18 protein-coding genes, 1 pseudogene and 1 riboswitch are annotated in these 21,807 nt (G+C 71.7%); of the genes and pseudogenes, 13 read left to right on the plus strand and 6 right to left on the minus strand.

Annotated elements, in window-relative coordinates:
- Positions 1-34 precede the first annotated feature (34 nt).
- From ACQEXA_RS43810 to ACQEXA_RS43855, 10 genes are all read left to right on the plus strand, one after another.
- The gene (locus ACQEXA_RS43810) at positions 35-1,189 is read left to right on the plus strand and encodes an ABC transporter substrate-binding protein (RefSeq protein WP_432925588.1); all 1,155 of its coding nucleotides are present in this window, start codon (positions 35-37) and stop codon (positions 1,187-1,189) included.
- Positions 1,186-2,085 carry an ABC transporter permease gene (locus ACQEXA_RS43815; RefSeq protein ID WP_432925586.1) on the plus strand — a complete coding sequence of 300 codons (900 nt, stop codon included), beginning with the start codon at positions 1,186-1,188 and terminating at the stop codon, positions 2,083-2,085. The genes ACQEXA_RS43810 and ACQEXA_RS43815 overlap by 4 nt, the downstream gene beginning before the upstream one ends.
- Entirely contained in the window at positions 2,073-2,885 is an 813-nt protein-coding gene (locus tag ACQEXA_RS43820; protein ID WP_432925584.1) for an ABC transporter permease, read from the plus strand. Before ACQEXA_RS43815 ends, ACQEXA_RS43820 begins: the two co-directional genes overlap by 13 nt.
- A 5-nt stretch (positions 2,886-2,890) precedes the next feature.
- The gene (locus ACQEXA_RS43825) at positions 2,891-3,961 is read left to right on the plus strand and encodes an ABC transporter ATP-binding protein (protein ID WP_433132764.1); all 1,071 of its coding nucleotides are present in this window, start codon (positions 2,891-2,893) and stop codon (positions 3,959-3,961) included.
- Positions 3,962-4,036: 75 nt separating this feature from the next.
- The gene (locus ACQEXA_RS43830) at positions 4,037-5,503 is read left to right on the plus strand and encodes an HAD-IA family hydrolase (protein ID WP_432925580.1); all 1,467 of its coding nucleotides are present in this window, start codon (positions 4,037-4,039) and stop codon (positions 5,501-5,503) included.
- 163 nt (positions 5,504-5,666) lie between these two features.
- On the plus strand, positions 5,667-8,033 hold the full coding sequence (locus ACQEXA_RS43835) for a sensor histidine kinase (protein WP_433132766.1): 2,367 nt from the start codon (positions 5,667-5,669) through the stop codon (positions 8,031-8,033).
- Positions 8,023-8,472 (plus strand): roadblock/LC7 domain-containing protein, encoded by a 450-nt coding sequence (locus ACQEXA_RS43840; protein WP_432925577.1) that lies wholly within the window; start codon positions 8,023-8,025, stop codon positions 8,470-8,472. The genes ACQEXA_RS43835 and ACQEXA_RS43840 overlap by 11 nt, the downstream gene beginning before the upstream one ends.
- A gap of 7 nt (positions 8,473-8,479) precedes the next feature.
- Complete coding sequence (locus ACQEXA_RS43845) at positions 8,480-8,860, plus strand: DUF742 domain-containing protein (RefSeq protein WP_432925575.1); 381 nt, start codon at positions 8,480-8,482, stop codon at positions 8,858-8,860.
- A gap of 241 nt (positions 8,861-9,101) precedes the next feature.
- On the plus strand, positions 9,102-9,890 hold the full coding sequence (locus tag ACQEXA_RS43850; RefSeq protein ID WP_432925573.1) for a carbon-nitrogen hydrolase family protein: 789 nt from the start codon (positions 9,102-9,104) through the stop codon (positions 9,888-9,890).
- Between the two features lie 47 nt (positions 9,891-9,937).
- Complete coding sequence (locus ACQEXA_RS43855; RefSeq protein ID WP_432925571.1) at positions 9,938-11,635, plus strand: flavin monoamine oxidase family protein; 1,698 nt, start codon at positions 9,938-9,940, stop codon at positions 11,633-11,635.
- Between the two features lie 178 nt (positions 11,636-11,813).
- Here the strand turns inward: ACQEXA_RS43855 and ACQEXA_RS43860 are convergent, their stop codons facing one another.
- The 3 genes from ACQEXA_RS43860 to ACQEXA_RS43870 all read right to left on the minus strand — a co-directional run bounded on the left by ACQEXA_RS43860 (position 11,814) and on the right by ACQEXA_RS43870 (position 15,067).
- The gene (locus ACQEXA_RS43860; RefSeq protein ID WP_433132768.1) at positions 11,814-12,743 is read right to left on the minus strand and encodes an LLM class F420-dependent oxidoreductase; all 930 of its coding nucleotides are present in this window, start codon (positions 12,741-12,743) and stop codon (positions 11,814-11,816) included.
- A 90-nt stretch (positions 12,744-12,833) separates the two neighbouring features.
- Positions 12,834-13,508, minus strand: coding sequence for a DUF5995 family protein (locus tag ACQEXA_RS43865; RefSeq protein ID WP_432925567.1), 675 nt, complete (start codon positions 13,506-13,508; stop codon positions 12,834-12,836).
- Positions 13,509-13,636: 128 nt separating this feature from the next.
- Entirely contained in the window at positions 13,637-15,067 is a 1,431-nt protein-coding gene (locus tag ACQEXA_RS43870) for a uracil-xanthine permease family protein (RefSeq protein ID WP_432925564.1), read from the minus strand.
- Positions 15,068-15,189: 122 nt separating this feature from the next.
- Between ACQEXA_RS43870 and ACQEXA_RS43875 the strand changes: the two are divergent.
- Positions 15,190-16,453: pseudogene (locus ACQEXA_RS43875) on the plus strand (alginate lyase family protein).
- 96 nt (positions 16,454-16,549) lie between these two features.
- On the plus strand, positions 16,550-17,008 hold the full coding sequence (locus ACQEXA_RS43880) for an acyl-CoA thioesterase (protein WP_432925562.1): 459 nt from the start codon (positions 16,550-16,552) through the stop codon (positions 17,006-17,008).
- On the opposite strand, the gene ACQEXA_RS43885 is transcribed toward ACQEXA_RS43880, so the two are convergent.
- Positions 16,968-18,179 (minus strand): MFS transporter, encoded by a 1,212-nt coding sequence (locus tag ACQEXA_RS43885; protein ID WP_432938995.1) that lies wholly within the window; start codon positions 18,177-18,179, stop codon positions 16,968-16,970. The two genes, ACQEXA_RS43880 and ACQEXA_RS43885, sit on opposite strands and share 41 nt — an antisense overlap.
- A gap of 128 nt (positions 18,180-18,307) precedes the next feature.
- Here ACQEXA_RS43885 and ACQEXA_RS43890 point away from each other — a divergent pair, with 128 nt between their 5' ends.
- Positions 18,308-19,573 (plus strand): ROK family transcriptional regulator, encoded by a 1,266-nt coding sequence (locus ACQEXA_RS43890; protein WP_433132770.1) that lies wholly within the window; start codon positions 18,308-18,310, stop codon positions 19,571-19,573.
- Between the two features lie 31 nt (positions 19,574-19,604).
- Here ACQEXA_RS43890 and ACQEXA_RS43895 read toward each other — a convergent pair whose 3' ends face one another.
- Both ACQEXA_RS43895 and ACQEXA_RS43900 read right to left on the minus strand, forming a co-directional pair.
- On the minus strand, positions 19,605-20,360 hold the full coding sequence (locus ACQEXA_RS43895) for an SDR family oxidoreductase (protein ID WP_432925558.1): 756 nt from the start codon (positions 20,358-20,360) through the stop codon (positions 19,605-19,607).
- Positions 20,361-20,451: 91 nt separating this feature from the next.
- Positions 20,452-21,333, minus strand: a complete 882-nt coding sequence (locus tag ACQEXA_RS43900; RefSeq protein ID WP_432925557.1) for an RNA polymerase sigma-70 factor — start codon at positions 21,331-21,333, stop codon at positions 20,452-20,454.
- A gap of 313 nt (positions 21,334-21,646) precedes the next feature.
- Positions 21,647-21,777, plus strand: a riboswitch (FMN riboswitch).
- Positions 21,778-21,807 lie beyond the last annotated feature (30 nt).

Consider the following 21,807-nt stretch of genomic DNA (forward strand, 5'->3'; position numbering starts at 1 on the left):
ACCCGAGTCTTCGTGCGTACTCCTGGAGAGACCCGTGACCGTGTTCCTGCCGAGGACCGCCGTCCTCACCGGTGGCCTTGCCGTCGCCGCACTCGCCCTCAGCGCCTGTGGCGCGGCCCCTGACAATGCGTCGACCTCCGCGGACGGCAAGAGCGCGGCCACCGCGACCTCGGCCGCGGACCTGGGCGGCCTCGACGCCCTGGTCAAGGCGGCCAAGAAGGAGGGCACGCTGCACGCGATCGCCCTGCCCCGCGACTGGGCCAACTACGGCGCCCTGATCGACGGCTTCCAGAAGAAGTACGGCATCAAGATCGACGTCGAGAACCCCGACGGCTCCAGCCAGGACGAGATCAACGCCGTGACCTCCCGCAAGGGCCAGGACCGTGCGCCCGACGTCCTCGACCTGGGCAGCTCCTTCGCGCTCAGCGCCGCACAGCAGGGGCTGCTCGCCTCGTACAAGGTGGCCTCCTTCGGTGACATCCCAACCGCTCAGAAGGACCCGCAGGCCCGCTGGTACAACGACTACGGCGGCTACGTCTCCATCGGCTGCGACGCCAAGCGCGTCAAGGTGTGCCCGACGACCTTCAAGGACCTCCTCAAGCCGCAGTACAAGGGGCAGGTCGCGCTCAACGGCAACCCGACCAAGTCCGGTTCGGCCTTCGGCGGTGTCTACGCGGCCGCCCTCGCGAACGGCGGGTCCTTCGACGACATCCAGCCCGGTCTCGACTTTTTCGCCAAGCTGAAGAAGAACGGCAACTACACGCCCGTCGAGTCGACCCCGGCCACCGTCGAGAAGGGCGAGACCCCGATCAGCATCGACTGGGACTACCTGAACGCCGGCTACGCCGACGAGTTCAAGTCCAAGGGCCTGGACTGGAAGGTGGCCATCCCCACCGACGGCCAGTACGCCCAGTACTACTCGCAGGCCATCAACAAGGACGCCCCGCACCCGGCGGCCGCCCGCCTGTGGCAGGAGTACCTGTACAGCGCCGAGGGCCAGAACCTGTGGCTCACGGGTTACGCCCGCCCTGCCCTGATGACGGCCATGGACACGGCCGGCACGCTCGACAAGACCGCCGCTGCCAAGCTTCCCGCGGTCTCCGGCACGCCGTCGTTCCCCACCGAGGCCCAGCAGGACAAGGCCAAGACGGTCCTCGCGCAGGGCTGGGGGAAGGCCGTCTCCGGATGACCGCCGTCCTCACCGAGGCCGAGGTGGCGCCCGCCGCTGCTCCGCAGCAGCGGCGGCGCCGCCCCTTGGGCGCACTCGCCGTCCTCCCGCTGCTCGCCTTCACGGCGATCGCCTTCGGCATCCCCGCCATCGCCATGCTGAACGGCGCCTTCACGGTCAAGGACCCGGCCACGGGCGCCACCTCGTACAGCGCGGCCAACCTGACCACCTCTCTGCACGGCGCCTACCTCACGGCCCTGATCGGCAGTGTGAAACTGTCCGCGGTCTCGGCCGCCGCCGGCACCGTGTTCGGACTGCTGTTCGCGCAGGTGGTGGCGACCTCCCGGTTCCGCGCGCTGCGCGAGGCCGTGCTCACCGCGTCCGGTGTGCTCGCGAACTTCGGCGGCGTCCCGCTGGCGTTCGCCTTCGTCGCCACGCTCGGCAACTCCGGTGTGCTCACCCGCCACCTGCGCCTCGCCGACCAGGGCTGGAACCTCTACAGCTTCTGGGGTCTGGTGATCGTCTACCTCTACTTCCTGATCCCGCTGATGGTCCTCACCATCACCCCCGCCCTGGACGGACTGCGCACCCAGTGGCGCGAGGCCGCCCAGAACAACGGCGCGACGGCCTTCCAGTACTGGCGGCATGTGGCCCTGCCCGTGCTGCTGCCCTCGCTGCTCGGTGGATTCGTCCTGCTCTTCGGCAGCGCCTTCGCCGCGTACGCGACGGCCGCGGCCATGGTGGGCAGTGCCGTCCCGCTGGTCACCCTGCAGATCGCCGACGCCATCTCCGGCAACGTCCTCGTCGGTCAGGAGAATGTGGCGCTGGCCCTCAGCCTCGACATGGTCCTCGTCGCGGGCCTGGTCATGGCCGTGTACCTGCCCCTGCAACGACGGAGCACGCGATGGCTCGCCTGAACCTGTGGCGCTGGGCCGTCCTGGCCTGCGCCGGCCTGTACTTCCTGGTGCCGCTCGCCGCCTCCGTGATCTTCACGGTGGACGTGCCCGGCCAGGGCGTCACCTTCGACGCCTACAGCCAGATCGTCTCCACCGCCGGATTCGGCTCCAGTCTGGTGCTCTCGCTGGAGCTGGCTGCCGCCACGATCGTTCTGGTCCTGCTGCTGATGGTGCCCGCCCTGGTCGCGCTGCGGCTCGGGGCGCCCCGGCTGCGGCCGGCCGTCGAGGTGATCTGCTCACTGCCGCTGGTCGTGCCGCCGATCGCCTTCGTCGCCGGGATCTCCACGGTGCTCAAATGGGGGCCCGAGTACCTCTCCCGCACGCCGCTGTTCCAGACGTTCGTGGCCATCCAGAACCCGGACTTCCCGTTCGTGCTGGTCCTGGCGTACGTCGTGATGGCGCTGCCTTTCGTGTACCGGGCCCTGGACGCGGGGCTGCGCGCCATCGACGTGCGCACCCTCGTCGAGGCCGCGCGCAGCTGCGGGGCGAACTGGGCGCAGGCCCTGCTCCAGGCCGTCCTGCCCAATCTGCGCGGCGCGCTGCTGAACGCCTCCTTCCTCACCCTGGCCCTGGTCCTCGGTGAGTTCACCGTCGCCCAGCTGCTGGGCTTCACCCCGTTCGTCGTGTGGATCTACAGCGTCGGCGGCTCCCAGGCCCAGCTGTCCGTCGCCGTCTCCGTGCTCAGCCTGCTCGTCACCTGGGCCCTGCTCCTCTCGCTCGCCGTCTTCGGCGGGCGCTCCCGTACCGCCGCCAAGGGATGAACCACATGACCACCGACAAGGCTGCGGCGCGCGACAACGCAGCGACAGTCGAATTCCACGGTCTGCGCCGCGAGTTCGGCCCGACCGTCGCCCTGGACGGACTCGACCTGACCGTGCGGCCCGGGGAGCTCCTCGCCCTGCTCGGTCCGTCCGGCTGCGGCAAGACCACCGCGCTGCGCATGCTCGCCGGGTTCGAGCACCCGGACGCGGGCGAGGTGCGCGTCGACGGCGAGGACGTCACCCGTGTTCCGGCCCACCGCCGCGACGCGGGAATGGTCTTCCAGTCCTACAGCCTCTTCCCGCACCTCAGCGCGCTCGACAACGTGGCCTTCGGGCTGCGGATGCGCAAGGTGCGCACCTCCGAACGGCGGGCCCGCGCGGCCGAGTTGCTCGACCTGGTGGGTCTGGGCGACAAGGGCGGCCGCTTCCCCCACCAGCTCTCCGGCGGCCAGCAGCAGCGCGTCGCACTGGCCCGGGCGCTCGCCCTGCGCCCGCGCGTCCTGCTGCTCGACGAGCCGCTGTCCGCCCTGGACGCCAAGGTGCGCCTCACGCTGCGCGAGGAGATCCGCCGGCTTCAGCAGGAACTCGGCATCACCACGCTGTTCGTCACCCACGACCAGGAGGAGGCGCTCTCCATGGCCGACCGGGTGGCGGTGATGCGTGCCGGGAAGCTCGAACAGTGCGCGGCCCCCTCCGAGTTGTACGGCCGCCCGGCCACCGCTTTCGTCGCCGAGTTCGTCGGCACGATGAGCCGGATCCCGGGCCGGCTGACCTCGGGCGAGGTGGACGTGCTCGGGCAGCGGCTACCCGTCGACGGGGACGCTCCCGCCGCGGGAGAGGTGGACGTGCTGGTGCGGCCGGAGGCGGTCCGGGTGGTCCCGGACGACGAGGGTGGCGCGCGCGTGGTTGCCACCGCTTTCCTCGGCGCCACGATCCGGCTGACGGTACGCCTGTCCGACGCCACGGAGGTGAAGGCCGACCTGCCGGCACACGAGGCCGCCGCCCTCACCGCGGGTGCCGCGGTGACGGTGACGCTCCCTCAGCGCCCGGTTCTGGTCGCCGAACGCACCCGCTGACCGGCGCCCTGCCCCCTGCCCCTGCCCCCGATGTGATCCCTGCTACCGATCCCCCCACACATGAAAGAGAACACCGTGACGCAACTGCCTCTCCAAGCCGTCCTCTTCGACATGGACGGCACGCTCGTCGACACCGAGCGGCTGTGGTGGGAGGCGGTGGAGAGAGTCGCGGGCGGACTCGGACGGCCGCTGGGCGAGGAGGACCAGCCGCAGGTGCTCGGCCGTCCCGTCGAGCACACGGCCGACTGGCTGGCCGGACTCACCGGCGCCCACGCCGCCGACCTCGCCACCGAGCTGCACCGTGAGTTCGCGGACCGCGTCCGGGGCGGGATCGTGCCCCGCCCCGGCGCGCTCGACCTGCTCGATGCCCTCGCCCGTGAGGGCATCCCCACCGCACTCGTGACCGCCTCCTCCCGCGCCGTCGCCGACACCGTGCTCGAAGCGCTCGGCGCCGGGCGTTTCGCGGTCTCCGTCACCGCGGACGACACCGAACGCACCAAGCCGGCGCCCGACCCGTACCTCGTCGCCTGCCGTGCGCTCGGCGTCGACCCCATCGGCTGCGTGGCCGTCGAGGACACCCAGACCGGCGTCGCCTCCGCCGAGGCCGCAGGCTGCTCCGTGCTCGCAGTACCGTCGCTCGCGCCGATCGGCGCGGCGCCGGGGCGGACCGTGCTGGCCAGCCTGGAGGAGGTCACGCCCGAGCGGCTGCGCTCGCTGCTGCCGTACGAACTGCGGGTGATGACCTGGAACCTCTGGCTCGGCGGCAGCCGGGTCGACGACCACCGGGCCAAGCAGTTGAAGGCCGTCCTGGAGACCGGGGCCGATGTGGTGGGCCTGCAGGAGACGGGCGGTACCGCGGCCGGGGAACTGGCCGAGGCGCTCGGCTGGTACCACCACCGGGCGGGCGAGAACCTGGGCGTCATCAGCCGGTACCCCATCACCGCGCACTTCGGCGATCCGGACGTGGGCTTCTACGGGGCGGCGGGCGTCCGTCTGCGCATCGGCCGGGGGAGCGAGGTGGACGTCTGGACGGCCCATCTGGACTACACCCCGTACGGGCCCTATGAATCCGTCTACGACGGGCTGCCCGCGGCCGAGCTGATCGCGCACGAGGAGGTGCGCCTGGCCCAGATGAGGGACGCCCTCCAGCGGATCGGCGAGTCGGCCGGGAACGGTGTCCCGGTCGTGCTCACGGGCGACTTCAACTGCCCCTCGCACCTCGACCGGCCGGACGTCGCGTGGCCGGTGACGAAGGCGGCCGAGGAGGCGGGCCTGCGCGACTCCTATCGCGAGGCCAACCCCGACCCGGCCGCCGAGCCCGGCCACACCTGGTCGCCGATCCACCCGGTGAACGAGGACGGCAGCGGACGTCCCGAACCGCAGGACCGGATCGACTACGTGCTGCACCGGGGTCTCGCGGTGCTCGACTCCCGGACATACGTCTGCGGCACCCCCCGCCCCTGGCCCGATGTCTTCGGCAACGACTGGCCGTCGGACCACGCGGCGGTGATCACCAGATTCGCCGTGTACCGCGCGGACTGAGCGCGCCGGTGGGGACGGCTGAGGCGGGTGTTACCGGAGGCAACCATTGCGGGTGATACATGGCATCCCATAGGTTGTGCGCGCTTGCTACCGGCGGGTAAATCTCGCCGGTCAGCGGTTTTTTGCCCCGGCCACCCGATCGTCCTGTCGTTCTGGGGAAATCATGCGCTGGTCCTTCGGCCGTCCCACCACGGTCCGCGGCAGGATCGTGGCGCTGGCGTTCGCGCCGGCTCTCGCCCTGATGACTCTGTGGAGCTTCGCCATGGTGTCGGTCACCGGCGAACTCCGCGCGCTGGTACGGGTCCAGGGCGTGTACGTGGACTTCGGCACGCCCGTCGACACGGCGATCGGACAGATCCAGATCGAACGGCGGCTCGCGGCCGCGTACCTGGGCGGGGGCCACCGCAACGGGGCGGCCCTCGACCTGCTCCAGCAGCAGCGCCGCACCGACCGGGCCGTCGGCGCGATGCGCGACGCGATCCACAACGGGGACCGCGGCCGCCTCTCCGACCGGCAGCGGCAGGTGCTCGACTCCATGCTCGCCGCCGCCGACAAGCTGGAGGGACTGCGCGAGCGCGTGCTCGCGGGCCGTATCTCCTGGGACGACGCGGTCGCCGAGTACAGCGTGCTGGTGGAGCCGGGCTTCGACAACCAGTCCGCCCTCACCGCACTGCAGGCCGGGCAGATGGCGCGGGAGGCGCAGGTCGTCAGCGAGCTCGTACGGGTACGCGAGTTCGTCTCGCGCGAGGACGCCCTGGTCGCCGGGGCGCGCGCCGCAGGCAAGCTGACCGACCGCCAGTACGACACCCTCACGGCGACGATCGAGGACCGCCGGGTCTTCCAGCGGACGTACGTGCCCGATCTGCCCTCCGACTCGCGGACCCTGTTCGAGACGTTCCAACGCGGGGACGTGTACCGCGCGTTGACCACGGGCGAGGACGCCCTGCTGCGGGCTGGCGCCGACGGTGCGGGCAAGGCCGTAGCGGCGGACTCCTGGCGCACGACCACCGACCGTGCCGTCAAGCGCTACATGCTGCTGTGCACCCAGTCGGCCAAGAACGCGGCCGCACGCGCCCGGGCGTTCGCCTACCGGGAGCTCACGAAGGCCATCGTCGTCGGAGCGCTGGGACTGGCCGCCGCGGGTCTGTCGCTGTGGTTCGCGGTGCGCGGCGCCCGCCGCATCTCCCGTCGCCTGGAGATTCTGCGGGACGCGGCCGACCTGCTGGCCACCCGTCAGCTCCCGGACGTGATGGAGCGGTTGAGCGCGGGTGAGGAGGTGGACGCCCAGGCCGCGGCGCCGCCCCTGGCCGGCGGGGAGTCCGGCTCCGACGAGATCGAGCAGGTGGGCCGGTCCTTCAACACCGCCCGTCTCGCGGCCGTCGAGGCCGCCGTCAAGCAGGCCACCCTGCGGCGCGGGCTGTTCGCCGTCCTACTCAACATCGCCCGGCGCAACCAGGCACTCGTGCACCGACAACTGAAGCTCGTCGACACGCTGGAGCGGCGCACGGAGGACCCGGACGTCCTGGACGAGCTCTTCCGCATCGATCATCTGACCACCCGGATGCGGCGGCACGCGGAGAGTCTGATCATCCTCTCCGGCGCGGCGCCCGGCCGCAGATGGCGGCGGCCCGTGCCCGTCGCCGACGTCGTCGCCTCTGCGGTCAGCGAGATCGAGGACTATGCGCGGGTCGTGATCCCGCCGATGGCGGAGGTGGGCATCGCCGCGGACGCGGTCGCCGACGTCGTCCATCTGATCGCCGAACTCGTCGAGAACGCCGCCGTGTTCTCCCCGCCCAACGCCCAGGTCACGCTGCGCACCAGCCGTGCCCGCGGCGGATTCGTCCTGGAGATCGACGACCGCGGCCTCGGACTCGACCCCGAGCAGATCGACGAGGCCCACCGCACCCTCACCCGCCCGGACGACTTCGACCCGACGCGGCACGACCGGCTCGGCCTGTACGTCGTCGGCCGGCTCGCCGCCCGGCACGGGATCGACGTCACGTTGTGCCGGTCGCCCTACGGCGGTACGACGGCAGTCGTGCTGCTGCCCGAGGCGCTGCTGGCGGACGTGGCGGCCGGGGCCGTGGCGCCCGCGGCCGAGGCTCCCGCACGGGCGCTGCCTTCGCGGCGCGGGACGGCGGTGCTCGCCCCCGAGCGGGCCCCGGAGCTGACCCGGGGGGAGGAGCACAGGATCCCGATGCCCACGGCGGACATCGAGGCCCCGTCCCGTGCGGCGGACTGGCCGGGCGGTGGGCTGATGGCTGGTACGGCGGATGTCCCCGCCCTCCCCACCCGCGTGCGCCAGACCTCGCTCGCTCCCGGTCTGCGCACCGAATCCCCCTCCGCCGACGCCGCAGCGGAGCGCGAGGTGAGTGCCGACGAGCTGCGGTCGATCCTCGGCGCCTTCCAGCGCGGCCTGGACCGCGGCCGCAAGGGCATCCCCACGAGCACCGCACCCACGGAGCGGGCCGAGCCCCCCACGGAGCCAACCGAAACCGAGGAAGGGACGGACTCCCACGATGCGCCGTGACCAGAGCCCCGAGTCCACCGACGAGGCCGGTCAGCCGCCAGGCTCGGACCTCGGCTGGCTGCTTGACGACCTGGTGGCCAGAACCGACCATGTGCGCCAGGCCGTGCTCCTGACCGCGGACGGCCTCCCGCTGAGCTCCTCGGACGGCATGCGCAGAAGGGACATCGAGCACCTCGCCGCCGTCTGTTCCGGCTTCCACAGCCTCGCCCGCTCCACCGGGGAGCGGTTCGAGGCCGGTGAGGTGCGGCAGACCATGGTCATGCTCGATGACGCCTACCTCTTCATCACCCCGGCCGGCGACGGCAGCCGGCTGGCCGTGCTCAGCGAGGTCCAGACCGACGTGGGGCAGCTGGCCCACGAGATGGCGCTGCTCGTCCGCCGTGTCGGCCGCCACATGGACGCCGCCGTCCGCTCGGCCGCCGACCCGGGGGCTTCCTGATCCGGCTGTGACCGACGACCAGTGGTACGAGGACGAGACCGGGTCGATGGTGCGTCCGTACACCGTCACCCGAGGCCGCACCCGGCCCTCGGACAGGCACACCATCGACCTGATGTCCTACGTCACCGTCCTGGAGCCGGAGGACGGCCGGCCGGGGGTGGATCACGCCCGTGCCCGGCTCCTCGACCTTGTGCGGCGCGGCCCGCGGCCCGTGGTCGAGCTCGCCGCGGACGCCGACCTGCCGCTGACGGTCGTACGCGTGCTGCTCGGCGATCTGGCCGAGGCCGGCCTGGTGCGCATCGATCCGCCACGGCGCTCACCGCGAGGCGGAGCGGCGGCCGGCCCCGAGCTGCTGCAGGAGATCGTGCAGCGGTTGCGGGAGCTGTAGCGGCCGCCGACCCGCCGCCACCTTCCCGGGCAGCAGGGGCGGCGCGGGCCGTCCGCAGGGACACCGCTGTGACCTGCGCCTCAGCGGTACATGGGGTGCGCAACGAATCGCCGCTCCACCCTCGCCGGACGCAACGATCCGCTCACTGGCGCGCAACGGCTTCTCCTTGTTCCGGCCGGGGGCGCGACCGTACCGTCTAACTGGCCCCCCCAACCCCCTTCGGTACCGGTGGAGAACACGTATGCGCACCGCCCTGCTCCAGAGCTCCGGACAGCCCGGCTCGGTCGTCGAGAACCTCAAGGTCCTCGACGAGGCCGCGGGCCGTGCCGCCGCCGCGGGCGCCGGGCTGCTGATCGCGACGGAGTTGTTCCTCACCGGATACGCGATCGGCGACGGCATCGCCCGGCTCGCCGAGCCCGCCGACGGAGACTCCGCGGACGCCGTGGCCGAGATCACCACCAAGCACGGACTGGCGATCGCCTACGGGTACCCGGAGCGGGACGGCGAGAGCGTCTTCAACTCCGCGCAGCTCGTTTCCGCCGACGGCACCCGCCTCGCGAACTACCGCAAGACCCACCTCTACGGCGGCTTCGAGCGCGACCACTTCACCCCGGGCGAGAGGCCCGTCGTGCAGGCCGAGCTGAACGGCCTGCGGATCGGGCTGATGATCTGCTACGACGTCGAGTTCCCGGAGAACGTCCGCGCCCACGCCCTGGCCGGCACCGACCTCCTCGTGGTCCCGACGGCGCAGATGCACCCCTTCCAGTTCGTCGCCGAGTCCCTCGTCCCGGTGCGGGCCTTCGAGAACCAGATGTACGTCGCGTACGTCAACCGGGTCGGCCAGGAAGGCGAGTTCGAGTTCGTCGGGCTCTCCACCCTCGCCGGGCCCGACGGGATCGCCCGGGCACGTGCGGGCCGCGTGGAGGAGCTGGTCCTCGCCGACGTGGACCCCGTCCACCTCGCCGCGTCCCGCGAGGCGAACCCCTACCTCAAGGACCGCCGCCCCGGCCTCTACGGGTCCCTCGTCTGACCCTCAGCCTTCCCCAGAGTTCTTTCCGCGCAAGGAGTCCGTACCCCATGACGTCCACGGTGCCCAACGCCGTCCAGCACGCAGACGAGCAGCAGCCCCCGATCACGATGTTCGGGCCGGACTTCCCCTACGCGTACGACGACTTCCTCGCCCACCCGGCGGGCCTCGGCCAGATACCCGCGACCGAGCACGGCGCCGAGGTCGCGGTCATCGGCGGCGGACTGTCCGGCATCGTGGCCGCGTACGAGCTGATGAAGATGGGCCTCAAGCCCGTCGTCTACGAGGCCGACCAGATCGGCGGCCGGCTGCGCACCGTCGGCTTCGAGGGCTGCGAGCCGTCCCTGACGGCCGAGATGGGCGCCATGCGCTTCCCGCCGTCCTCCACGGCATTGCAGCACTACATCGACCTGGTGGACCTCGAGACCCGGCCGTTCCCCAACCCGCTGGCCGAGGCGACCCCCTCCACCGTCGTCGACCTCAAGGGCGAGAGCCACTACGCCGAGACGCCCGACGACCTGCCGCAGGTCTACCGCGACGTGGCGGCCGCGTGGAACGCCTGCCTGGAGGAGGGCGCCGACTTCTCCGACATGAACCGCGCCATGCGCGAGCGCGATGTGCCGCGCATCCGCGAGATCTGGTCCCAGCTGGTCGAGAAGCTCGACAACCAGACGTTCTACGGCTTCCTCTGCGACTCCGAGGCCTTCAGGTCCTTCCGGCACCGCGAGATCTTCGGCCAGGTCGGCTTCGGCACCGGCGGCTGGGACACCGACTTCCCGAACTCCATCCTGGAGATCCTGCGCGTCGTCTACTCCGAGGCCGACGACCACCACCGCGGCATCGTCGGCGGCTCCCAGCAGCTGCCCCTGCGCCTGTGGGAGCGCGAGCCGCAGAAGATCGTGCACTGGCCGTACGGGACGTCCCTCAGCTCCCTGCACGAGGGCGGCGCGCCCCGCCCCGCGGTGACCCGGCTGTACCGCACGGCAGGCAACGCGATCACCGTCACCGACGCGAACGGCGACATCCGCACCTACCGCGCGGCGATCTTCACCGCCCAGTCCTGGATGCTGCTCTCCAAGATCGACTGCGATGACGAGCTGTTCCCGATCGACCACTGGACGGCGATCGAGCGCACCCACTACATGGAGTCCAGCAAGCTGTTCGTGCCGGTGGACCGGCCGTTCTGGCTGGACAAGGACGAGCAGACCGGCCGTGACGTCATGTCGATGACGCTCACCGACCGGATGACCCGCGGCACCTACCTGCTGGACGACGGCCCGGACAAGCCCGCGGTCATCTGCCTGTCCTACACCTGGTGCGACGACAGCCTGAAGTGGCTGCCGCTGTCCGCGAGCGAGCGGATGGAGGTCATGCTGAAGTCGCTCGGCGAGATCTACCCCAAGGTCGACATCAGGAAGCACATCATTGGCAACCCGGTGACGGTCTCCTGGGAGAACGAGCCCTACTTCATGGGCGCGTTCAAGGCGAACCTGCCCGGCCACTACCGCTACCAGCGGCGTCTGTTCACGCACTTCATGCAGGACCGGCTGCCCGCCGGCAAGCGGGGCATCTTCCTCGCCGGCGACGACATCTCGTGGACCGCCGGCTGGGCCGAGGGCGCCGTGCAGACCGCGCTCAACGCCGTGTGGGGCGTCATGCACCACTTCGGCGGCGCGACCGACCCGGCCAACCCCGGCCCCGGTGACGTCTACGACGAGATCGCGCCGGTGGAACTGCCGGAGGACTGATCCGGACCTGAGCGAAGCAGCGGCGTGGTGCGCTTGCCTGGGCCGGCGCACCCCCGTGCTGCGACGCGCCGCCGCGGATCGCGCGCGTCAGCGTCGCGGCGGCCGGCGGGGCTCCTGATGCCGGTGCCGGTCGGGCCTCAGCGCCGGTGCCGGTGGGCGGCGCCCGGGATTCCGTCGGTCAGACGCCGGCCGCTCGCGCCGTCGTCATCAGCTCCGCGGCCACGTCCTTGAGCTCCTCCGCGTCCCGCGTCGAGCTCTGCACGTCGACCAGGATCTCGTCCAGGCCGATCTCCGTGTAGGCGGCCAGGTCCTCCACGATCTGGTCGACGTTCCCCTGGAAGGGAGAGCGCTCCGGACCGTCGTACGCCTTCGCCGAGTACGTCGCATTGACGCGCAGCACGGCCCGGAGCGGTGTCACCCGCCCTCGCTCGGCCGCCAGGTCCTGCAGTTCGCTCCACTGCGCGGCCACCTGGTCGGCGCCCATGGCCAGCGGCAGCCAGCCGTCGGCCTTGTCGACGAGTCGCCGCCGGGCCGTCCTGTTGCTCGCCGCCAGCAGGATCGGGATCGGCCGGGCCGGCTTGGGGGCGACCACCGAGGAGGAGATCCTGGTGAGCGTGCCCTCGTAAGAGACGGGGTCCGGGCCCCAGACCGCGCGGCATACGTCGATCACCTCGTCCAGGGCCTTGCCGCGCTCCCCGAAGGGGCGGACCGCGGACGCCGCGTACTCGTCGAGGGACCAGCCGGTGCCCAGACCCGCCACGACCCGGCCGCCGGCGGCCGCGTCCAGTGAGGCGAGCGCCCTGGCGAGCTGGAAGGGCACGTGCAGGGGCGCCACCAGCACGCTGGTGCCGAGCCGGGCGCGATGAGTGGCGGCGGCGGCAAGCGTGAGCGTCACCAGGGGCTCGGCGACCCCGCGGTAGCTGTCCGGCCAGGGCAGCCCCTCGATGTCGTACAGACCCTGAGAGGTCGCCGTGGGGAACAGGGCGCGCTCGTACACCCACAGGCTTTCGTAGCCCATCTCCTCCGCGGCCCGTGCCACGTCGGGCACGTCCCGCCCGATCTCGTAGTGATTGTTCTGGGGGAGGCCGAGTCCGAGCCGGGTCGCCATACCTGCTGCTCCTTCGCCGTGGATGTGCCCCCGGCTCAACGTACAACGACGTCACGGCAGTTCTTCGCCGCGACAGGCAGGGGCATTCGATCAGTCCGGCAGCGGGGTGAGCAGGATCCGGTTGGCGAATCCCACGATCGCGTCCAGCCGCCGTGCGAACTCCTCGCCCACCTCGGGAAGGTCCCGCAGGGCCCACAGGGCGCGGGCCGCCGCCCAGGCGGCCTCGCGCGCCCGCTCCAGGCTCCAGGCGCCGAGCAGGTGGGTGAGGGGGTCGGCAACCTGGAGCAGATCGGGACCGGGCATCAGATCCTCGCGGATGCGCTCCTCCAGCGACCCGAGCAGGTCGCCCACGCGATCGAACTCGTCCTCGAGGTCGGCCGGTTCGCAGCCGAGCGTGCGGCAGGAGTCCACCACGGCGAGTGCGAGATCATGCCCGATATGGGCATTGATCCCGGCGAGCGCGAACTGCAGCGGGCGAACGCCGGGATGGCGCCGGAACTGGAACAGCGGCCGCCAGCACGCGGGTACCGGCCCGTCCTCGGCGACGGACAGATACCGCTCGGCGAACCGGACACCGAGCGCCGCCGCGGCACGCCGGTCCGGGAATTCACCGGCGTCCACGCGGCGGTCGACCTCCTCGGTGACCGCGAGGTAGACACGGTTGAAGACCGCGACGCCGTCGTGCTCCGGCCATACCGCGTCGAGCGCGCGCATACGTGAGACGACCGTGTCCACCTCGGTCGTGAACTGCTCCAACCGCACCATGGGGGAAGGCTCGCAGGCCCCGGCCCACCGGAGCGCCTCCGGCCCGTGGGCTTCCCCGGAACGAGGGATCTCACGGGTGGTCCGAGTGGGGGACGGGCTCCGAGCCGGAGGCCGGCCGCCGGGCGCCGCTACCGGTCGGTGCGCCTGGTCGCGTCGCGGTCCCTCGTACCCTCGCCCTCCGCGGCGCCTTCCTCGTCGTACGACGAGGTGCCCGAGTCCAGCAGCGGTTCCTGTGTCTTGAGGTGCGCGGGGGCCATCGCGCGCAGGGCGTGGTAGCCGGTGATGACGACAAGTGTGCCCAGGGCGATACCGCTCAGTGAGAAGGTGCTGGAGAACTTCAGGCTGACGTTGCCGACGCCGATGATGATGCCCGCCGCGGCGGGCACCAGGTTCAGCGGATTGCGCAGATCCACCTTCGAGTTGATCCAGATCTGCGCGCCGAGCAGGCCGATCATGCCGTACAGGATGACGGTGATGCCGCCGAGCACGCCGGCGGGGATCGCGGCCACGATCGCGCCGAACTTGGGGCATACGCCGAACAGCAGCGCGAAGCCGGCCGCTGCCCAGTAGGCGGCGGTCGAGTAGACGCGGGTGGCCGCCATCACGCCGATGTTCTCCGAGTACGTCGTGTTGGGCGGGCCGCCGACGGCGGTGGAGAGCATGGAGGCCACGCCGTCCGCCGAGATGGCGGTGCCCAGCTTGTCGTCCAGCGGATCGCCGGTCATCTCGCCGACCGCCTTGACGTGCCCCGCGTTCTCCGCGACCAGCGCGATCACCACGGGCAGCGCGACCAGGACCGCCGACCACTGGAAGGACGGCCCGTGGAAGTGGGGCAGACCGATCCAGTCGGCCTTGCCGACGCCCGAGAGGTCCAGCCTCCAGTGGTCGGTGAGCCTGCCGCTCGCGTCCACCGAGTGGATCTTGCCGAAGATCCGGTCGGAGGCCCAGGAGATCCCGTATCCGAAGACCAGTCCGAGGAAGATCGCGATCCGTGACCAGAAGCCGCGCAGGCACACCACGGCCAGCCCTGTGAACAGCATCACCAGCAGCGCGGTCCACTGGTCCTGCGGCCAGTACGTCGACGCGGTCACCGGCGCGAGGTTGAACCCGATCAGCATGACCACCGCACCGGTCACGATCGGCGGCATCGCCGCGTGGATGATCCGCGCCCCGAACCGCTGGACCGCGAGCCCCACGAGGAACAGGACGACGCCCACGACGAACACCGCGCCGGTCACGGTCGCACTGGTGCCACCCTGCGCCCGGATCACCGCGGCGACCCCCACGAAGGAGAGCGAGCAGCCGAGATAGCTCGGCACCCGGCCGCGGGTGGCCAGCAGGAAGAGCACGGTCGCGACGCCCGACATCATGATCGCGAGATTGGGGTCGAGCCCCATCAGCACGGGCGCCACGAAGCTAGCGCCGAACATGGCCACGACATGCTGGGCGCCCAGCCCGACCGTTCGGGGCCAGGAGAGCCGTTCGTCGGGGCGGACAACCGCTCCGGGCGCGGGCGTACGCCCGTCACCGTGCAGCTTCCAGCGCACGCCGAGGTCCATGGTGAAGCTTCTCTTTCCCTGTACGTGAAGAACTGTCCGGACCATTGTCAGGGGCACCTGGCAGTCCTACGCTCACACGGTTCCACTCATGAACTGCGTTCACATGGATGATCGGAGCCTTGATGAGTGCACGACCCCGACTGGCCACCGTCCTGGCGGCCGTGACCGCCTTCGCGGCCGTCGCCGTCGCCGGAGTACCCACCGCCTCCGCCCATGTGGCACCGAAGGTCCCCAGAACCGCCGTCCTCGACGGCGCCCGGCTGCAGCAGACCAGAATCCGGCTCGACCACGGGGATCCCGGCTGCGGAGCGCGCTCAAGAATCTGACCGCGCGTGCCGACGCCTGGCTGGACCAGGGCCCATGGACGGTCGTCGACAAGCCGCAGCCCGCACCCGGCGGGGACGTCCACGACTACCTCAGCCAGGCGCCGTACTGGTGGCCCAGCCGGCTGAAGACCGCCGACAACCCCCCTACGTCCAGCGGGACGGCCAGCGCAACCCCGAGGTGGACACCGGCACCGACCGCCAGGACGTGGAGAAGGTCTTCGACTCGACCTACGACCTCTCTCTCGCCTGGTACTACACGGGGAAGAAGCAGTGCGCCGAGAAGGCCGCCCAGGTCCTGCGCACCTGGTTCCTCGACCCGGCGACGAAGATGAACCCCGACCTGGACCACGGGCAGTTCATCCCGTGCAAGTACGACGGCCGCGCCATCGGCATCATCGACTTCTCGCAGTCGTACACCAGCGTGCTGGACGCGATCGCGATCCTGGACACCGGAGCCCCCGGCTGGTCCAGGTCCGACCGGACCGCGATGCGGGACTGGAACACCGCCTTCCGTACCTGGCTGACGGACAGCGCCTTCGGCAAGGAGGAGGGCGCCGCGGCGAACAATCACGGCACCTTCTACGACATGCAGCTCGCCGCCCTCGCGTATGCGACCGGCGACGAGCGGCTCGCCCGGCAGACGGTCCTGGACGCGCGCGCGAAGCGCATCGACCCTCAGATCGCCGGTGACGGCAGCCAGCCGCAGGAGCTCGCCAGGACCCGCAGCTGGCACTACTCGACCTTCGACCTGGTGGCGTACACCAGGCTCGCGGCCGTCGGCCGCCATGTCGGCGTGAACCTGTGGTCGTATCGCGGCCCGGACGGCCAGAGCCTGTTCAAGGCGGTCGACTGTCTGCTGCCCGCCGCGACCGGCGCCGTTCCCTGGGCGTATCCGGAGCTCGAGTTCCACCAGTACGCGGCGGCCGACGTCGTGCACGCCGCCGCGGACGCGGGAGACGCGCGGGCCAAGGAGGCGGCGCTGCTGCTGGAAGCGCCGCCCGGCGGGGACCTGTGGGCCCTCAGGCCCGCCGCCGAGCAGCTGGACTCGATCGCCGGCTGACCCCTGGACGGGCCGGGCTGAGCGACCGCTTACCATGGGTGGGTCCAGCGCCGCAGCGTCGCGAGCGCCTCACCAGGCCATATCGAGGAGCCCGTCGTGACCGCCGAAGCCCAGACCGCGCCCGTCCTGTCGTACGGCCGGCTGATGCCCGTCGCCGTCCACTTCGACGATCTGGACGCGCTCGGCCTCCTCCACAACGCCCGCTACCCGGTCATGGTCGAGCGCGCCTGGACCGCCTTCTGGCACGAGCAGGGCTTCGGCTTCGAGGGCGACTGGGAGGCGGCGGGCGACTTCTGCAACGCCGTCAAGGAACTGCGGATCACCTACGAGGCGCCGGTGAAGAAGCCGGGCGCGTACGCCGTGCACCTGTGGCTGGAGCGGCTCGGGAACACGGGCCTGACGTACGGCTTCCGGTTCTGCTCGGCCGACGGAGCGGTGACGTACGCGCACGGCACCCGGGTCCTGGTCCGGCTCGACGCGGCGACGCTGCGCCCGACGTCGTGGAGCGAGCGGTTCAGGGCCGTGGGTCGGGAACTGCTGCGCTCGGCCGACTGATCTTCGGACGGTCGCGCTCTCCTGCGCGCAACACCCCGGCGAAACCGGCGAGCCCGCAGGCCAGCACCGTCACCAGGCCGAAGGACACGACCAGACTGGTCGCCTGTGCCAGGCCGCCGAGGACGCTCGGCGCGATCAGGCCCGAGGTATAGGTGATCGTCGCCACACCCGCGATGGCCTGGCTGGGATTGGGGCCGCTGTGGCCCGCCGCAGCGAAGCACAGTGGGACGACGACCGCGATGCCGAGGCCCATCAGTGCGAAGCCGCCCATTGCCACCGCCGCGTTGCCCGCGACGACGATGAGCAGTCCGCCGAGGACGGCGAGGATGCCGCCGGCGCGGACGGTGCGGACCGCGCCGAAGCGGTTGACCACCGAGTCGCCGGCGATCCGGGCGAAGGCCATGGTCAGCATGAATCCGGTCGTCGACGCCGCCGCGAGACCCGCCGACGCTTCGAGTTCGTCACGCAGGTAGATGGCCGACCAGTCGAGGCTCGCGCCCTCCGCGAACACCGCGCAGAAGCCGACCGTGCCGATCAGCAGCGCCGACTTCGGCGGCAGCGCGAACCGCGGCGGAGGCTCCTCGTCCTCCGCGGGCTGCACATCCAGCACCCAGCGACAGGCCAGTACACCGAGGAGGGTGAGGCAGGCCGCCGCGAGTGCGTGGTGCAGGCGTGCGTCGACGCCGAGATGAGCGGCGAGCGTGCCCGCCGCCGAGCCGACCAGCGCGCCGGCGCTCCACATGCCGTGCAGTCCCGACATGATCGACTTGCCGAGCAGCCGCTCGACCTCCACGCCCAGCGCGTTCATCGCCACATCGGCCATACCCGCACTCGCCCCGTAGGTGAACATCGCCAGGCACAGCGTGTAGAGATTGGGCGCGAGGGACGGCAGGACCAGGGAGATCGTCCACAGCGCGATCAGTCCGCGCAGGGCCGTGCGGCTGCCGAAGCGGTGGCTGATCCGGCCGGCCAGCGGCATCGAGCAGGAGGCGCCAAAGGCGGTGAAGGCCAGGGCGAAGCCGAGTTGGCCGGCGCTCACCGAGGCGTGGTCCTGGATCCACGGCACGCGGGTCGCGAACGAGCCGGTGACGGCGCCGTGCACGGCGAACACCGCCGCCACCGCGTACCGGGCGCGCTTCACCTCACGCGGCTGATGGATCCCTTCGACCATTCCGCTCATTCTCCGCCCCTCCCCGGGTGGTCGCCCCACTGTCGGCGTAAACTATCAGGAACCCTGCCTGATAGATAGGGCAGCTCCGGCCGCGGTGAGCGGTTCCGCCGATCTGGGAGGATCCCGGCATGCCCGCATCCCCGAGCACCGCCAGGGCCCTGAACGACCGGGCTGCCCTGCGCCTCATGCAGCAGGAAGGCCCGTTGACGGCAGGGCAGTTGAAACAGCTCACCGGGCTGTCCCGGCCCACCGTGGCCGATCTGGTGGAACGGCTCACCGCGGCCGGTCTGATCACGGTGGTGGGGGAGTCGGGCGAGCAGCGGCGCGGCCCCAACGCACGGCTGTACGGGATCGTCGCCAACCGCGCCCATCTGGCGGCCCTGGACGTGCGCACCGAGGGAGTCTCCGTACTCGTCTCCGATCTGCTCGGCGGGGTGCTCGCCGAGGCCTCGGTGCCCATCGCGGGCGACACCGGAACGGGGACCGCCGTCGAACAGGTGGTGGCGCTGGTGGAGCGCGCCGCGAAGGAGGCCGGCGCCGGGTCGCTGCACACGGTCGGCATCGGCGCGCCCGGACTCATCGACCCCGCGACCGGCGAACTCCGCAACTCCACCGGGCTCCCGGAGTGGCACCGCCGACTGGCCGCGGCGCTGCAGGAGCGGTTGCCCGCGCGCGTGATGGTGGAGAACGAGACCAATCTCGCCGCCCTGGCGGAGCAGCGCGAGGGCGCCGCCCGCGACCGGGACACCTTTGTGCTGCTGTGGCTCGGGTACGGGACGGGCGCGGCCGTGGTCCTGGACGGAGCGCTGCGCCGCGGCGCCTCGGGCGGCACCGGCGAGATCGGCTTCCTACCGGTCCCTGGCACCCGGTCCCTGCCGTCGGCGACGGACTGCGAGGGCGGCTTCCACTCCCTCGCGGCCGCGGCGGCCATCGCCGAACTCGCCCTCGAGCACGGGCTGTCCACCGAGGGCACGGGACCCGAGCCGCCCGCGGCGGGCCTGGTGCGGCGGGCGGTGGCGGCGGTCAGCCCTGCGCGCACCGGCTCCGCCACGGGCGACGGGGCGGAGGCGACCGGCGTGCGCGAGGCGGGCGGCGGCTCCTTCGGTGCCGGGCCCGCGTCCCGCTTTCTCGACGCCCTCGCCGACCGGCTCGCCATCGGGGCGGCCTCCGTCACCGCTGTCCTCGACCCCGGTTGTGTGGTGCTCGGCGGTGAGATCGGGCAGGCCGGCGGGGAGGTGCTCGCCGCGCGCGTCGCCGAGCGGCTGACCCGTATGTCACCGCTGCCGACCGAGGTACGGGCGAGCGTGCTGGGCGGCGGGGCCGTGCTGCGCGGGGCACTGCTGACCGCGCGGGACGGGGCTCAGGACGAGTTGTTCGCGCCGCCCTCCCGATGAGCCCCCGCCGCGCTCCCGGTGGCCGGGCCGCTCAGCGCGCGGACGCGCGGTTCCCGTAGCGCGCCGCCAGATACTCCTCGAACGTGCCCTTGCCCACCGCGTTCTCGGGCGTCAGCAGCCCGCCGGCCCTCACCGCGCGGAACGCCCGGCCCGGGATCGGCACGCTCACGACCGGCCGCCTGCGCCCCGTGGCCCGCAGCCAGGTGCGGGCGAGGTCGGCGAACCTCCGGACCTGGGGGCCGCCCATGTCCTCGACCCGCCCGGCCGGCTCGCCCGTCGCCAGCTCGACCAGCCGGTCCGCCACCTCGGCGACTTCGACCGGCTGGTCGCTCACGCCTGCCGGGAGCGGCAGCACCGGCAGCCTGCCCACGGTCTCAAACACCTGAACGACCAGATCATGGAACTGGGTCGCCCGCAGCACCGTCCAGCCCAGGCCCGACTCCTGGATCTGCTTCTCCACCGCGTACTTCGCCCGGTAGTAACCGATCGGCACCACGTCCACGCCGACGATCGAGATGTAGACGAGATGGGTCACACCCGCCCGGCGGGCCGCCGCGATGAGGTTGGCGGCGGCCTTCTCGTCGCCTCCGCGCGGTGTGCTGGCGCAGTGAACGATTGTGTGGACCCCCGCGACGGCCGCGTCCAGGCCGTCGCCCCGGATCAGATCGACGGCGTACGGCTGTGCGTGCCGGGACAGGACGCGCACCTCGTGCCCGTCCGTCCGGAGCCGCTCGGCGACGAGCCGGCCGAGGGTTCCGGTGCCGCCGGTCACCAGGATCGTGGTCATGCTGTTCAGCCCCTGTCGGATACCGGGCGCCCCCTCGTGGAACGCCCCTCGTCCGCTACGACTGGCCGGGCCCCGCGAAATGTGACAGGGCTCAGGAGTGCTCGAGCTGCCGTGCCACGAACGCCAGCTTGTCCGGGTTCACCACCGCCCGAATGCGGGAAACGAGCCCGTCGCCGACCTCGAAGGCGACGACCGCGACGACGCGCCCGCCGTCCCGGGCCACGAGCCCCGCCGCACCGTTGATCTGCGCGATCGATAGGTCCGCGTCGGCCGCGAAGCCCCTCGACGCGCCCGCCAGGAACCTGAGCACCTTGTCCCGGCCCTCGATCGGCCGCCGTGCCGCGGTGACCTTGCCGCCGCCGTCGCCCCACCAGGTCACGTCCGCCGCGAGCACTTTCTCCAGGGCGGCCAGATCTCCCTCCCGGGCGGCGGCGAGGAACGACTCGACGAGCTGGGCCTGTCTCCGGGGCGCCGCCTCGAACCGCGTCCCGGGCGCGGCCACCTGCCGCACCGCCCGGCGGTAGAGCTGACGGCAGTTGGCCTCGCTCAGCCCCAGCACCTCCGCGATCTCCCGGTGGCCGTAGGCGAACGCCTCCCGCAGGACGTACACCGCCCGCTCGGCCGGGGTGAGCCGCTCCAGCAGGACGAGCAGGGCGAGCGAGACGGCGTCACGCTGCTCGGCCGACTCCAGGGGGCCGAGCGTGCCGTCCGCGGTGGCCACGGGCTCCGGCAGCCAGGGGCCGGGGTACTGCTCGCGCCGGGCACGGGCCGAGGTCAGCCGGGTGAGGCAGAGGTTGGTCACCACTTTCGCGAGCCAGGCTCCCGGTCGTTCCACGGCTCGCGTGTCCGTGCGGCTCCAGCGCAGATACGCGTCCTGCACGGTGTCCTCCGCCTCCGCGGCGGAGCCCAGCATCCGGTAGGCGAGGCCGAACAGGCGCGGACGGTGGCTCTCGAACTCGTCGACGGGTGTCACACCGTCAGCTTGGCAGACGCCGTGGGGGAGGCCCGGCGGCGGGGCAAGGGCCTCCGTCACCGCCGCCGGGCCGCTCGTGGGCGGTGTGCCGTCCCGGGACCGCTGACCCTAAAAGGACTAGACCATGCCGGTCAATAGGTATGGACCAATTGTCAAGTGCCGTAGACGGGAGGGCTGTTGCCCCTCTGTGGCGGGGGGTCTGCGCCGGTCGAGCAAGCCTGAGAAGTCCAGTATGTGAACCTGTGAGCCACCACACAGCGGTTCACCCGCATGGCCGCCGATCGGGCGTGGCACACTGATGCTGTACCAGAAGCAGCGCACTCCGGGGTCGGTGAAAGTCCGAACCGGCGGTTATAGTCCGCGACCCGGTCGCTTCCAGCGGCCGGTTGACCAGGTGGAATTCCTGGACCGACGGTTAAAGTCCGGATGGGAGGCAGTGCGCGGCGGGCGGGCATTGAGTGCACGCCGCCGTTT

Source organism: Streptomyces sp. CA-106110 (assembly GCF_050936285.1).
Lineage (GTDB): Bacteria > Actinomycetota > Actinomycetes > Streptomycetales > Streptomycetaceae > Streptomyces.